Source organism: Enterobacter cloacae (assembly GCF_011078175.1).
Lineage (GTDB): Bacteria > Pseudomonadota > Gammaproteobacteria > Enterobacterales > Enterobacteriaceae > Enterobacter > Enterobacter cloacae_Q.
This window is the reverse complement of record NZ_JAALCJ010000001.1, coordinates 459,967-473,077: the sequence shown is the minus strand read 5'-3', so window position 1 is coordinate 473,077 and position 13,111 is coordinate 459,967. Positions and strand designations below refer to the sequence as shown.

The 13,111-nt window shown below is 53.3% G+C and carries 11 protein-coding genes; all 11 read left to right on the top strand.

The window, feature by feature from the left end; translation table 11 throughout:
- Positions 1–18: 18 nt before the first annotated feature.
- The 11 genes from tssH to G6Q29_RS02195 all read left to right on the top strand — a co-directional run bounded on the left by tssH (position 19) and on the right by G6Q29_RS02195 (position 13,101).
- Positions 19–2,634: a type VI secretion system ATPase TssH gene (gene tssH, locus G6Q29_RS02245; RefSeq protein ID WP_165464363.1), complete on the top strand. Its 2,616-nt coding sequence runs from the start codon at positions 19–21 to the stop codon at positions 2,632–2,634.
- A gap of 24 nt (positions 2,635–2,658) precedes the next feature.
- The gene (locus tag G6Q29_RS02240; RefSeq protein ID WP_165464362.1) at positions 2,659–4,092 is read left to right on the top strand and encodes a serine/threonine protein kinase; all 1,434 of its coding nucleotides are present in this window, start codon (positions 2,659–2,661) and stop codon (positions 4,090–4,092) included.
- Between the two features lie 25 nt (positions 4,093–4,117).
- Positions 4,118–5,584: a phospholipase gene (locus tag G6Q29_RS02235; protein ID WP_165464361.1), complete on the top strand. Its 1,467-nt coding sequence runs from the start codon at positions 4,118–4,120 to the stop codon at positions 5,582–5,584.
- 11 nt (positions 5,585–5,595) lie between these two features.
- Positions 5,596–6,342, top strand: a complete 747-nt coding sequence (locus G6Q29_RS02230) for an ankyrin repeat domain-containing protein (RefSeq protein WP_165464636.1) — start codon at positions 5,596–5,598, stop codon at positions 6,340–6,342.
- Positions 6,343–6,394: 52 nt separating this feature from the next.
- Positions 6,395–6,805 (top strand): hypothetical protein, encoded by a 411-nt coding sequence (locus G6Q29_RS02225; RefSeq protein ID WP_242637183.1) that lies wholly within the window; start codon positions 6,395–6,397, stop codon positions 6,803–6,805.
- Positions 6,806–6,978: 173 nt separating this feature from the next.
- A complete protein-coding gene (tri1, locus tag G6Q29_RS02220) occupies positions 6,979–8,049 on the top strand; it encodes an ADP-ribosylarginine hydrolase Tri1 (protein ID WP_165464359.1) in 1,071 nt (356 codons plus the stop codon).
- 26 nt (positions 8,050–8,075) lie between these two features.
- Positions 8,076–8,300, top strand: a complete 225-nt coding sequence (locus tag G6Q29_RS21645; protein WP_332972545.1) for an immunity protein Tsi6 family protein — start codon at positions 8,076–8,078, stop codon at positions 8,298–8,300.
- A gap of 209 nt (positions 8,301–8,509) precedes the next feature.
- Positions 8,510–10,468 (top strand): type VI secretion system Vgr family protein, encoded by a 1,959-nt coding sequence (locus G6Q29_RS02210; RefSeq protein WP_165464358.1) that lies wholly within the window; start codon positions 8,510–8,512, stop codon positions 10,466–10,468.
- Between the two features lie 22 nt (positions 10,469–10,490).
- On the top strand, positions 10,491–11,546 hold the full coding sequence (locus tag G6Q29_RS02205) for a PAAR domain-containing protein (RefSeq protein WP_165464357.1): 1,056 nt from the start codon (positions 10,491–10,493) through the stop codon (positions 11,544–11,546).
- A gap of 24 nt (positions 11,547–11,570) precedes the next feature.
- Positions 11,571–12,005 (top strand): hypothetical protein, encoded by a 435-nt coding sequence (locus tag G6Q29_RS02200; RefSeq protein ID WP_242637182.1) that lies wholly within the window; start codon positions 11,571–11,573, stop codon positions 12,003–12,005.
- A gap of 22 nt (positions 12,006–12,027) precedes the next feature.
- On the top strand, positions 12,028–13,101 hold the full coding sequence (locus G6Q29_RS02195) for a hypothetical protein (protein ID WP_165464355.1): 1,074 nt from the start codon (positions 12,028–12,030) through the stop codon (positions 13,099–13,101).
- Positions 13,102–13,111: the final 10 nt, after the last annotated feature.

Here is a 13,111-nt window from a genome sequence, read left to right as displayed (position 1 = left end):
TTGTTAATGGAAACTAACATGTCAGAAATTAGCCGTGCCGTGCTTTTCGGCAAACTGGATACGCTGTTATTTACCTCTCTGGAAAGCGCGACTGCCTTCTGTAAGCTGCGCGGCAACCCGTACGTCGAGCTGGTGCACTGGCTGCATCAGCTGATGCAGCAGCAGGACGGCGATCTGCAACAGGTCATCCGTCACTTCGCCCTTGATGAACAGCAGCTGACGCGCGATATCGTGGCGGCGCTGGATGCCCTGCCGCGTGGCGCGAGCTCCGTTTCCGATCTTTCCGAGCATATCGACAGCGCCGTCGAGCGCGCCTGGGTCTACGGCTCGCTGAAGTTTGGCGTCAGCCGCATCCGCGGCGGCCATTTGCTGATCGGCTTACTGAAAACGTGGAATCTGGCCAACGTGCTGAAAAGCATTTCGGCGCAGTTCACCCGTCTTAACGTCGAAGTGCTGATCGAGCAGTTCGACGCCATTTGCGCCGGCAGCAAAGAGAGCCAGCAGGCCGCCGCCGCTGCGGACGCGCCTGCCGGGGCAGTGCCGGCTGCGCAGGGCACGCTGGCGCAGTATGGTCAGGATCTGACGGCGCGCGCCCGGGAAGGGAAAATTGACCCGGTGGTGGGGCGCGATGAAGAGATCCGCCAGATGGTCGATATTCTGATGCGTCGTCGCCAGAACAACCCCCTGCTGACCGGGGAAGCCGGCGTCGGGAAAACGGCCGTGGTGGAAGGGCTGGCGCTGCGTATCGCTGACGGCGACGTGCCCGAGCCGCTGCAAAACGTTCAGCTTTGGCTGCTGGATATCGGCATGCTTCAGGCCGGGGCGGGGATGAAAGGGGAGTTTGAGGCGCGTCTTCAGGCGCTGATTAACGAGGTACAGTCCAGCGCCACGCCGATTATTCTGTTTATCGATGAGATCCACACCCTGATTGGCGCTGGCGGCCAGCAGGGTACCGGCGATGCCGCTAACCTGCTCAAGCCTGCCCTGGCGCGCGGGCAATTGCGCACCATCGGCGCGACCACCTGGGCGGAATACAAAAAATACATTGAGAAAGATCCGGCGCTGACCCGCCGTTTCCAGACCGTGCAGGTTCACGAGCCGGACGAAGCCAAAGCCGTGCTGATGCTGCGCAGCACCGTATCGCCGCTGGAAACCCATCATCAGGTTTTACTCCTCGACGAAGCGGTCAGCGCGGCGGTGAAACTGTCGCATCGCTATATCCCTGCGCGTCAGCTGCCGGATAAAGCGGTGGCGCTGCTGGATACCGCCTGCGCGCGCGTGGCCGTCAGCCAGAGCGCGCCGCCTGCCCAGCTGGAAGACTGTTTGCGTCACCTGGCGGCCCTGGACGTGGAGCTGGAGATTGCTGAACGCGAAGCGCGCGTGGGGGCGGGCGATCCGGCGCGCGTGGCGACCTTAACCGCCGAACGTGACGCGTTCGAAACCCAACGCGAAACCCTTTCCCGACGCTGGGAAGAAGAGCGCACGCGTGTGCAGGAGATTATCCGTCTGCGTGCCGCGCTGTTTGCGGCGGGTGACGAGGAGACGGCTGAACTGCGCGGCCAGCTGGCAGAACAGCAGCAGGCGCTGAAGACCTTACAGGGCGACGAACCTCTGCTGTTTGCCGCGGTGGATGAGAACGTGGTGGCTGCGGTGGTCTCAGACTGGACCGGGATCCCGCTGGGCCGAATGGTGAAAAATGAGATCGACGCGGTGCTGAATCTGGCCGACACGCTGAACCAACGGGTTATTGGGCAGCGTCACGGTCTGGATCTGATTGCCCGTCGGGTGAAAACCTCGAGGGCGAAGCTTGACGATCCGAACAAACCGGTCGGCGTATTTATGCTCTGCGGGCCGTCCGGCGTGGGCAAAACCGAAACCGCGCTGGCGCTGGCGGAGTCGCTTTACGGCGGCGAGCAGAACGTCATTACCATCAACATGAGTGAATTCCAGGAAGCGCACACCGTGTCGACGTTAAAAGGTGCGCCTCCGGGCTATGTGGGCTATGGTGAAGGCGGCGTCTTAACCGAGGCCGTGCGCCGCCGTCCCTACAGCGTGGTGCTGCTGGACGAAATTGAAAAAGCGCACCCGGACGTGCACGAGATCTTCTTCCAGGTCTTTGATAAGGGCTGGATGGAGGACGGCGAAGGGCGTCACATTGATTTCCGCAACACCATTATTATTCTGACCTCTAACGTCGGCACCGACCTGATTGCCGCGATGTGCGCCGATCCGGAGCTGATGCCGGAGCCTGAGGCGTTGAGCGGCGCCCTGCGCCAGCCGCTGCTGGAGGTGTTCCCGCCTGCGCTGCTGGGCCGTCTGCTGGTGGTGCCGTATTACCCGCTGAGCGACGAGATGCTGGGGCAGATTGTGCGTCTCCAGCTCAGGCGCATTCAGCGTCGTCTGGAAGATAATCACAACATTATTTCTCAATTTGACGACAGCGTGGTTGAACAGATTGTTCAGCGCTGTACTGAGGTTGAGTCGGGCGGGCGGATGGTAGATGCAATTCTGACCAACACGTTGCTGCCTCAGATGAGCCAGATTTTACTTACCGCCAGCCGCAGCGACGAGCAGTACCGACGTCTGCATGTCACCTGCGAGCAGGGCGAGTTCCACTGTCAGTTTGCCGCGTAATAATCATCAAGAGAACTGTAAAAGATGACGGATAATGATAACAATCGGACTGTCCCAAACGCGCTCCCGGTCGGGTACCGTTTCAATGAGTTTGAAATAAAAGAGGTAATTGGCGGCGGCGGATTCGGCATCGTCTATCGCGCCTGGGATCACCAGCTCGAACGCACTATCGCTATCAAAGAGTTTATGCCTTCCTCCCTCGCCGTGCGCGGCGAGGATATGACGCTGGTGCTGCGCAGCGAGCGCTTCGGCAAAGCGTTTTCTGCCGGTCTGAACAGCTTCATCCAGGAAGCCCGCCTGCTGGCGCGCTTTAACCACCCGAACCTGCTGCACGTGCTGCGTTTCTGGGTGCAAAACGATACGGCCTATATGGGGACGCTGTTTTACAGCGGCACCACGCTGTCGCGTCTGCGGGAAGAAAAACCGGAACTGATTAACGAGGCGTGGATCCGCCGCATGCTGCCAATGCTCTTCGGCGCCATCAAAACGATCCACGACGAGGGTTATCTCCACCGCGACATCTCGCTGGATAACATTCAGATTCAGGATAATGGCCTGCCGGTGCTGCTCGATTTCGGATCGGCGCGCCGGACCATCGGTAATCTCTCGGATGAGACGGAAACCATGCTGCGTCCGGGCTTCGCGCCTATCGAGCAGTATACCGACGACAATGAAAGCGAGCAGGGGCCGTGGACAGATATCTACGCGCTCGGCGCCGTATTGCGCACCCTTATCGTCGGCTCTCCACCACCGGTCAGCGTGGTGCGTTCCATTCAGGACACCTGCAAACCGCTGGTGGAGCTGATGCCGCAGGGCTATTCCATTCCGCTGCTTCAGGCCATCGATAAGGCGCTGGCGCTGCATATGGAAGACCGTCCGCAATCCATTGAGGAGTTTGCGGCGCTGATCGAGATGCCCGTCGCCGGTATCGACGAGGTGCTGACCGCGAAGAAGACCGGCACGATGCTGGTGCCGGTGGATGAGGAGGCGTCTGCTTCCGCGCTGGACTGGCGACGTTACAAGCTTCCGGGGCTGGTGGCCGCGGGCGTACTGGTTGGGGTAGTTGCTGGTGCGATGCTTTTCGGCGGCGACAGTCAGGAAACGCCAGCGCAGACGGTGCAAACGCCTGCCGTGAACCCTCCGGCTGAGACCTCCGCCCAGGCGGAAACCAGACCGGCAACGGCAGACGTGAGCGAGCCGGTTGCGCCACCTGCTACGGCGCAGCAGAGTGCGCCGCCTGTCGACGCCAGCCCGGTCGCGCTGGTCTACATCCGCATGCTTGATGGCGAGACGCTGAAGGTGAATGGCGAGTCTAAAGCGCTGCGTCCGGGCAATAACGGTTACGCGTCGCTGAAATTGCCTGCGGGCGAGACCCGCATTGAACTGGAAGGCAATGGAAGAACGCGTACCCAGACGCTGGATATTGCGAAGCCAGGCACCTGGCTGGTGAATCCGTAAGCCTGCGGGTAACAGGACGGAGCGAATGTATAACATCAAGTTTGTCTATCTGTTCCACGAGAACGTCTCGCCAGCGCTGTTTGCGAAAATAATCCGCCCGTCCGTTGCCGGACAGTGGATTATGTCGGTTCCCGACCATTCGCTGCGCTCGCTCTTCACGCGCTACGATCTGCTGCGCACGATCACCGGTGCGAATCCTTATCAGTCCGGGCGCGATACCCGCAGGCTGATCGCGCAGGATTTAGAGATGGGCAGAGTGGTTGCCATTGACGAAAGTTTTCGTGACTGGTCATCAGTAACGGAAATTTTTTACATCAATGCCAAAGGGCAACTCCAGGCTGCCTCGCTGATCGGCCTGGGCTGGTATCCGGTGAGTACGATTGTCGACCGCTACGAAACCATGGTGAGAACGTACGGATCTCGCCCTGCGCCAACGGTACTGCCAAAACAGGTGGTGAAATCTAAAACGGCACAGGTGCCGGATGAACCTACTCCGGGCAAGGACGGTAAAACCTATGCCGGGCAGCTTCAGAAGATGACCAAAGCAGAGCGCTGGCAGGCGCGTAAAGATCTGATTGCGAAGGGGAGCAATAGCCTTTATCCGGATGCCCAGATCGCCGCTAAGCGTCTGGCGGCGAATAATATCGCGGTGGAAAAAGCGAAGCTTGCGGAAAATATTTATAAGACCGTGAACCCGCTGGAAACCACACCGGGCGTGCCGGAGGGGTGGACGGATATCAGTAATGACGATGCGCTGTTAGGAAAGTTCGGGCTGAACAAATCAATGCTCTTTGACGATGATACGTCCCCCAATTTTCTGGCGCGCGTCTATCAACCGAAGCCGGAAGTGTTTGGTACAGATATGAACCCCACACTGGTATTCAGGGGATCGCGCGAGCCTGGTTTCGCCTCTCTGTCTGAGAATGTCTCCTCTTTACTGACCAAAGGGGAGCTGGCGCCGGTGGTAAACGGGGCTGACTGGTCGAATAACTTCTCACAGGGCATGGGTATGGCTTCAGATTATTATAAAAAGGCCGTGAGTATCGGTAAGGAGCTGGCAAGGTCAGGCCAGAATATTGATATTGCCGGTCATTCCCTTGGCGGTGGCCTCGCCTCTGCAACCTCTATGGGCAGCGGGAAAGCGGGGTGGACGTTCAACGCCGCCGGCCTGAATGCCGGAACCGTAGAAAAATACGGCGGTAAGATATTAGGCAGTACGGATAATATCCAGGCGTATCGGGTTGAAGGTGAACTGCTGACAAAGATTCAGGAAGTTAACCCCTGGGAAGATCTGAAAACGATGAAAGGGCATGTCCCTTCGTGGATCCTCAAAGAGGAAATCTCTGCGCTGAGCCCTAATGCTGCCGGAATACCCCACGATCTTCCCGGTGGAACCGGAAGCGCGCTGGACCGCCACGGGATTAATCAGGCGATTGATTGCATAGAGCAACAGAAGGACGAGGATATTTCGATAATCGGGAGTCGATTGTGAAAAAACGGTTGATGGCTTTTGTCGCGTTATGTTTTTTATTCATGATTCAGGGGTGTAAGCAGGATATGGACCTTAATCCACAGGACTACTTCAGCGGTCAGCAGCTTGAACTGGCGAAAGCGATTGAAGAAGGTGATGTCGACGCGGTGAAGACGCTTGCACCAGAAAGCGATCTTAATAAACCGGGAAAGCAGGATATGACCCTGCTTTTTTGGGCCCTTGGCAATGCAATTAATGATAAAAAAACGTCGAACCATTTAGAGGTCATTACGTTGCTTGTTCAGGCCGGCGCAGATCCGCTCCAGCCTCGACCGCAGGGAAAAAGCAGTCCTGCTGAATTTGCCCTGAAGGGAGACAGCGCGGACTGGATCGATGCGATGCTGGACGGTGGCCTCTCACCCAACGTGAAAGATAAGGTCTTCCACGAACCCATCGTCTTCCAGTCGCTTAAAGCGAAAAACACAGAGACGCTGGAAGCCATGCTCGATCGCGGTGCTGACGTCAACTCAACCAACTCACTGGGTAAAACGCTGGTGTTCGATGCGCTGGATAACCAGTCATACGATCATGTCTTGATACTGCTCGATCGTGGAGCGGATCCGTCAATTAAGGCCAAAAATGGCTGGTCGATGAGCAATGCGCTCGCGGACGCGCTGCAAGGTCTTGAGCGAGGCAGTGAGAAATACGAGAAGTTAAACGAAATAAAAGAGAAACTTATTCAGAAAGGGAGCGTGTGGCCACCTGCGCCCGTTAAGTGATTGCTTAACGGCCATGAAAGTCAGAGATAAGATTTTCGTTTTCTGGGGATGCATGGATGCGCTGGCCATTGTGCTCTATTGTGCCCAGTCCGTGCGTCATGACAGGATCCCTTTTATTTCCGATATACACGCCTTCAGTACTGTTGTGAACACGCTGTCTGCTGGCGGGTATAGCGATCTGGTTACTCTTTTTTTTATTCTCGATTACGTATTATTGGTATCGCTTTTTGCTTCAGCATGGCTCTTTTGCCTAAGCAAGCCCTTTGCGAGGAGATTGGCGCTCTGTCAGGAATTTTTGCGACTGGTCTCCTTTCGATGCTCTGTTTCGCTTTTTCCACTGGCGTTGGATCTGGCGGGTGAGTCGAACGTCTGGCTAAATGGCATTTTATTCATCTTTTCAGAGTTTTTAAAAATTTACACCTTGTGGATTTTTAATTATGAAAGGACTGCATCTCTCAAATAATTAATGATCTTTTTGCTTGGGGGGGGGGTAGAAAGCAGTGTTCCGAAGTGCTATGCCGTTAATATGTTACTGGCAAGAGAATGATTTAAGTAATTATGTGGAAAAAAATCCGAATGATTATTGAAGTTTCATGTGTAAATTCATCGATTTTTATTTTCGCATAAGGAGGCGTAATGCTCGATCTTCACAGCGAAGATGCTGTTATTAATCATTATGCCGATCGTTACCGTAACCTGATGCCGGTAAATAGCCGTAAGTCCATAAAGAGAATGGATACAGCAGAAGCGCATGCATTTGAAATATGGGATAAATCATTACCTCTCGTCGTATCGGAAACGAACTCACTCGATAAAGCAGTAGGCGCTTTAGTGGGGCTGGCTGTGGGAGATGCTGTCGGGACGGCGCAGGAATGTAAACGACGTGATAGCGAACTCATCAGTGATATGCAAGGAGGAGGGCCTTACCGGTTAAACCCCGGTGAATGGACAGCTGATACCTCAATGGCTCTCTGTGTGGCACAGACCTACCTTTGCAAAGAAATAATGCATACTGACGTTTTGCGCCAGTGGCTGCTCAAGTGGTATCAAACAGGTGAAAACAGTAGCACCGGGCGTTGTTTAGGTATTGGCAATACCACCCGTTTTGCGTTGGAACAATATAAACTTCTCGGCCCATCGTGGTACGGTAACACCGAGAAACATACCACAGGCAACGCCGCATTGGTTCGTCAGGCACCCGTTTCGATCTTTCGTCGAAAATCGCTGCGGGCAATATATTTTGAATCCCAGTCGCAAAGTAGAGCGACACACGGTGCGGTGGAATCTATCAATGCGTGCCAGTATTTGGGCTTAATTCTTCACTATTTAATTAGTGGATATCAAAAAGAAGAGGCGTTCGAACCTCATCTGTTCCCCTTGTGCGCTCGGGTGATGATCATTAACGCAGGTGAGTATAAGCAGAAAGTTCGTCATCAGATTCGCTCAAGCGGTTATGTTATCGATACACTTGAGGCCGCAATGTGGTCCGTATGGAATACGGATAATTTTCGCGATGCTGTCCTGATGGCCGCCAACCTGGCGGATGATGCCAGCAGCGTAGCGGCGACAACGGGACAATTGGCTGGCGCGTTATATGGTTACTCAGGTATACCGCAGCAGTGGAAAAATAAACTGATCCAGCATGAACGTATCGTCAGTATTGCAGATGAGTTATTTCACAACGCACCTGAGGATGATTTTCTTTGATTTTTCCTGACGCTAAAGGGTGAATTATGCATAAACAGTGCGTTACTGCGATGGATTATATCGAAAGTGCCTTGAGTGTCGTTCATCAACGGTTGTCTAAAAACCCTCATTTTTCCTTATACATCATGAGTATAAATCAGTTGATGTACATCAGGTCTGTTTTGGCAGGAGAGGAAAAGGATAAACGCCCCCTGCATTCATTAACTTTGGGGACACTAGCCTCAAAAGAATTCTCAACTACGGATGAATAACTGGCGAAGCATTTATCGAATGCAAATTATATAGCTTCCCAAATGGCCCAGGGTTTAAAAATAATTCTTCCACATGAACAAGACAGTGAATTTCTGCACAGAAAAAAAAGATATCGAATATAAAAAGCTTGCGCATATCTACAGACAGCTTGTCGAAACAATTCATCATTAAAATTTTTTTCAGCATAAACCATTACGGAATAAAGATTATGCTCAACCGAATTACCGTCCAGCTCCCGGTTGAGGGGCTGCTTTTCTGGAAACTCTCCGGCCGCGAGGCGATGTCCGAGTCATTCGCGCTGACGCTGACCCTGCTCGGCACGGACGCGCGCATTGACCGCAGCAAGCTGCTGGGCCAGCCGGTCACGGTGACCATCCCCACGCATAACCTGCTCACCCCCCGCTATACCAACGGCAAGGTGACGCGCGTGGCGGTGAGCGCCGTGGAGCTGACGGGCACCCGCTATGCGGTGTACCAGCTGACGGTGGAGCCGGACCTGTGGCCGATGAAGCGCGACCGTAACCTGCGTATTTTCCAGGGCCAGACGGTACCACAGATTGTCAAAACCCTGCTGGGTGAGCATCAGGTTAACCTCGAAGACAAACTCACCGGCAGCTACCGCGTGTGGGATTACTGCGTGCAGTATCAGGAATCGAGCCTGGACTTCATCAGCCGCCTGATGGAGCTTGAAGGGATTGCGTACTATTTCAGCCACGAGGCGGACAAGCACACGCTGGTGCTGACCGACGCCGCGACCCAGCATCAGCCGTTCAGCGGCTATGAGGTCATTCCTTACCATCAGACGCCGTCGGGCGGCAGCACGGACGAAGAGGGTATCAGCCAGTGGGCGCTGGAGGACAGCGTCACGCCGGGGATTTACAGCCTCGACGACTATGACTTCCGCAAGCCGAACGCGTGGCTTTTCCAGGCGCAGCAGAACCCGGCGTCTCCGAAACCGGGCAGCATCGACGTGTACGACTGGCCGGGCCGCTTTGTGGAGACAGGCCATGCGGAGTTCTACGCCCGCATCCGTCAGGAGCGCTGGCAGGTGGAGCATCAGCAGATTCAGGCGACGGCCACGGCGGCGGGCATCGCGCCGGGCCACACCTTCACCCTGACCAACGCGCCGTTCTTCAGCGATAACGGCGAGTATCTGGTGACGGCGGCGGGGTATCACTTCGAGGAGAACCGCTACGCCAGCGGCGAAGGTGAAACCATTCACCGCACCGATTTCACCGTTATCCCGGCGTCGGTGGTGTACCGTCCGGCGCAGAGCACGGCGTGGCCGCGCACCTACGGTCCGCAGACGGCGAAAGTGGTGGGGCCGAAGGGGGAAAGTATCTGGACGGACAAATATGGCCGGGTGAAGGTGAAATTTCACTGGGACCGGCTGGCGAAGGGGGATGACACCAGCTCCTGCTGGGTGCGCGTGTCGAGCGCCTGGGCGGGCCAGGGGTACGGCGGGGTGCAAATCCCGCGCGTCGGCGATGAGGTGGTGGTGGACTTTATCAACGGCGACCCGGACCGTCCGATTATCACCGGGCGCGTGTATAACGAGGCGAGCATGCCGCCGTGGGCGCTGCCGGCGGCCGCGACGCAGATGGGCTTTTATAGCCGCAGCAAAGATGGCCATAAAGACAATGCCAATATTCTCCGTTTCGAAGATAAAGCCGGGCACGAGCAGATCTGGATCCATGCAGAGAAAAATATGGATACGGATATTGAAAATTCTGAAACCCATGATGTCGGTGTCGATCGTAAAAAAACCATCGGACAGGATGAAAATATTACGATCAAGCGGAACCTGAAATCAGATGTAGGTAATAATGAAACGCATAATATTGGTAACAAGCACGTTATTAACGTTGGGAAAGATCAAACCGTCTTGACCATGGATAAAGAAGGTAACGCGCTGCTGGAATCTGTGACCACGATTAAACTTAAAGTTAAAGACAACTATATTCTGATTGCACCGGATACCATTGAGATTCACGTAGGCGAAGGCAACCTCAAAGCAGAGGCTGTGGAAGAAGCCGTCTTCAAAGGTGACGAACTTACAAAACTGGGTGATGGTATTAATACCGAGCTCAGGGCAAATGATACGGTGAGTATAACGGGAACTAACCTTACCGATATTAAGGGCGCGATTGTAAAAGTTAACAGTTAATCTGCGTACAGAGAACGCTATTATGGGAAAACCAGCCGCCAGAGCGCGCATTGATTCCAGCGCACATACTGGCCCAATTCAAAGCGGAAGTCCCAACGTAATTATTGGCGGATTTCCGGCGGCACGAAAAGGCGACCCGCTTTCATGCTCTCAACATGGTCAGGGAAGTATTCTCAGCGGTTCAACAACGGTATTTGTGAACGGTTTACCTCTCGCCAGGGAAGGCGACAAGACGGGTTGCAATACCTCAGCGACCCCTGCGGTCGCAACCACTCAACCTGCACCTCCGCAATATTGGGGAGGAACGGCGGCGAAGGATGCGGGTAAAGATGGTGCTATACATGGTGATGTTTACGACGCCCGGGTGCTCGGCGCCTATGCAAGTCTGGAAGATAAATCCGGCTTTGGAAAACCCGATACGGCTTCAGCAGGATTCGCGCTTGCCGATATCACGGTCGGGAATACAAAAAGCCAGGATATTTACAAAGGCGAGGTGCGTACAAAAGTAGGGGTGGCGAATGCCAGCGGCACGTTAGTGACCGATCGGGCCGATTACGGGGCTATTAACCTCAATGCTACCGCTACCGCGATACAATATGGCGCCTCGGGAAGCATTGGAAAAGAAGGGGAGCAATACGGCGGAGTGGGTGGGGACGTTTATCTGGCCACCGCTGAAGCGAAGGCCGTCAGTGAAATGTACGACGGTAATAAAGGACGTTATGGTTTTAATGTGGAACTTGGCGCAGAAGCAGCGGCGGTCAAAGGAGAAGCGACGGCTAAAGCCGATTTTTATGGCGTAGTCGTTGCCGATGGCAAACTTTCAGGGAGTGCAGGGAGCGCTGGCGCTTCTGCTGGCGTGGGAACCTGGATTGATAGTACGGATTATTCGTTTAACCTCAAGGTGTCAGGTGAGCTTGCAGTGGTGCTTGGTCTGGGAGGGGATGCCAGTATCAAATTTGCTCTCAAACCGATCCTTGACTGGATTTATGACGATGATGAGAGTAAGCCTTCTTCAGCGGCGGGCAGTGGCGATGGTGTGATTAAGACGGGCTGTGTTACAGTCCTGATAGGAGATTAAAATGTGTAAATGGGGAACGTTGTGATGAATTGGTTTTTCTTTATTCTCTTTATGATTTGGACGCTAGCGCTCATCTGGAATGGAAAAGATTTATTTAACAAAAAACAATGGCTCCTGGCGGGGTTGATGTTCGTTCTGGTGCTCGTGGCTACAGTCGTCATTGGCTTTACGTTGAAATGGCTTGCTCAGTCAATGTCATTATTTTCCGTCGCAACGGCCAAACATTATTCGATCATCTTATCCATGTCTTTCCTGTGCGTCTGGGGATTAAAGGTCACAGTAGTCCTGCTGTGCACGTTATTTTCCGGGATTATGGGGGGGCACAAAAGATACAACGCAGAAAATTATGAAAAATTATCGTCTATGACAAGTGCCGTGGCGCCTGGCTTACTTATCTTTGCTAAAAGCTTAATTACCTTCGGAAGCTTTCTTATGTTTTCGGGTTTATGGCTTAAGTAAGCGCGACGAGTGAGGTTGCATTATGGTTACTGAAAAAAAATATCTTTTTCCTCTCGAGATGATGGACCAGGAAAAAGAGATTCGGGAAAAATTCTGGAAATGTCTCTATACCTCCACAGAAAAAGAGATGCTTCATTACTGGCTACTGTTACCACAGAATGTTAAACCAGCAGAGTTAAAACCGGTCACGTTTCAGGAGGTTGGGCTGACGAATATCGGACGATACATCGCCGATGACACCGGCCCCTATATTGAAGTATGGGCTGCATATGAACACTGCCAGTGGGAGATGAATGCGTCAGACTGGCTTCTCAATAAGCTTGACTTAATGGGCGAGAAAGTACTGAGCCAGAGAATAATTACGCATCCTTCAGGAAGTGGGAAATTTGCGGATATCCTGTCCATTAAGAAGATGCCATCGGGTGATGAGGTCGTTTCACGGTATACGGTGCAAAAGGATTATAATCCTGTAAATGGTGGAGGGAATTACTTCCTTTTGAAAACGGCTTGTGATTCGAAGGATTACAACTCGATTGCAGATACTATTTTCCTGATTGCTATAAACTGGGATTTAATGCATCGCAGCAATATGATGCTTTCAGAACTGTTGAAAACAGTTAGCCTTAGCAACAAAAATGACAGTGGATTTAAAATTCCGGATTCATGGCAGGTGAGTACACTGGGTGATAATCGTCTGGTAATTGAACACACGGTAGATAATGTCAACCATGGCGTGATTAATTTCTGTCTTTTCCGTCAGGCTGATTATCCTTCTGCGCAGGCTATTTTCGAAGAAGCAACTGCGCGCTTTAACCGTCACGATAGTGCGGTCTCTCTTACGACGTCGGACCTTGCCATTATCCCAAATGATATCAACCTCACGTTCACAGGCGATCTTTACAGCTGTACCGGAGAGATTGTCAGTGCTGCTGAGAATATCAGGGCTTATTACGACATGCGTATCTTCAAAATTAATGATTTGTGGTGTTACGTAGAGGTGGTTGGGCCCCATCGTAATCATCAGGATTATTATTACGAAGCGAATAAACGATGTATGGAAATCATCCTTTCTACGTTTCATGTGAAAGAATTATGACTTCACAATA

What these genes read in the sequence shown, in the direction of transcription:
- tssH (WP_165464363.1), top strand. Translation starts at nt 19, where the DNA reads ATGTCAGAAATTAGCCGTGCCGTGCTTTTCGGCAAACTGGATACGCTG.
- G6Q29_RS02240 (WP_165464362.1), top strand. Translation starts at nt 2,659, where the DNA reads ATGACGGATAATGATAACAATCGGACTGTCCCAAACGCGCTCCCGGTC.
- G6Q29_RS02235 (WP_165464361.1), top strand. Translation starts at nt 4,118, where the DNA reads ATGTATAACATCAAGTTTGTCTATCTGTTCCACGAGAACGTCTCGCCA.
- G6Q29_RS02230 (WP_165464636.1), top strand. Translation starts at nt 5,596, where the DNA reads ATGGCTTTTGTCGCGTTATGTTTTTTATTCATGATTCAGGGGTGTAAG.
- G6Q29_RS02225 (WP_242637183.1), top strand. Translation starts at nt 6,395, where the DNA reads ATGGATGCGCTGGCCATTGTGCTCTATTGTGCCCAGTCCGTGCGTCAT.
- tri1 (WP_165464359.1), top strand. Translation starts at nt 6,979, where the DNA reads ATGCTCGATCTTCACAGCGAAGATGCTGTTATTAATCATTATGCCGAT.
- G6Q29_RS21645 (WP_332972545.1), top strand. Translation starts at nt 8,076, where the DNA reads ATGCATAAACAGTGCGTTACTGCGATGGATTATATCGAAAGTGCCTTG.
- G6Q29_RS02210 (WP_165464358.1), top strand. Translation starts at nt 8,510, where the DNA reads ATGCTCAACCGAATTACCGTCCAGCTCCCGGTTGAGGGGCTGCTTTTC.
- G6Q29_RS02205 (WP_165464357.1), top strand. Translation starts at nt 10,491, where the DNA reads ATGGGAAAACCAGCCGCCAGAGCGCGCATTGATTCCAGCGCACATACT.
- G6Q29_RS02200 (WP_242637182.1), top strand. Translation starts at nt 11,571, where the DNA reads ATGAATTGGTTTTTCTTTATTCTCTTTATGATTTGGACGCTAGCGCTC.
- G6Q29_RS02195 (WP_165464355.1), top strand. Translation starts at nt 12,028, where the DNA reads ATGGTTACTGAAAAAAAATATCTTTTTCCTCTCGAGATGATGGACCAG.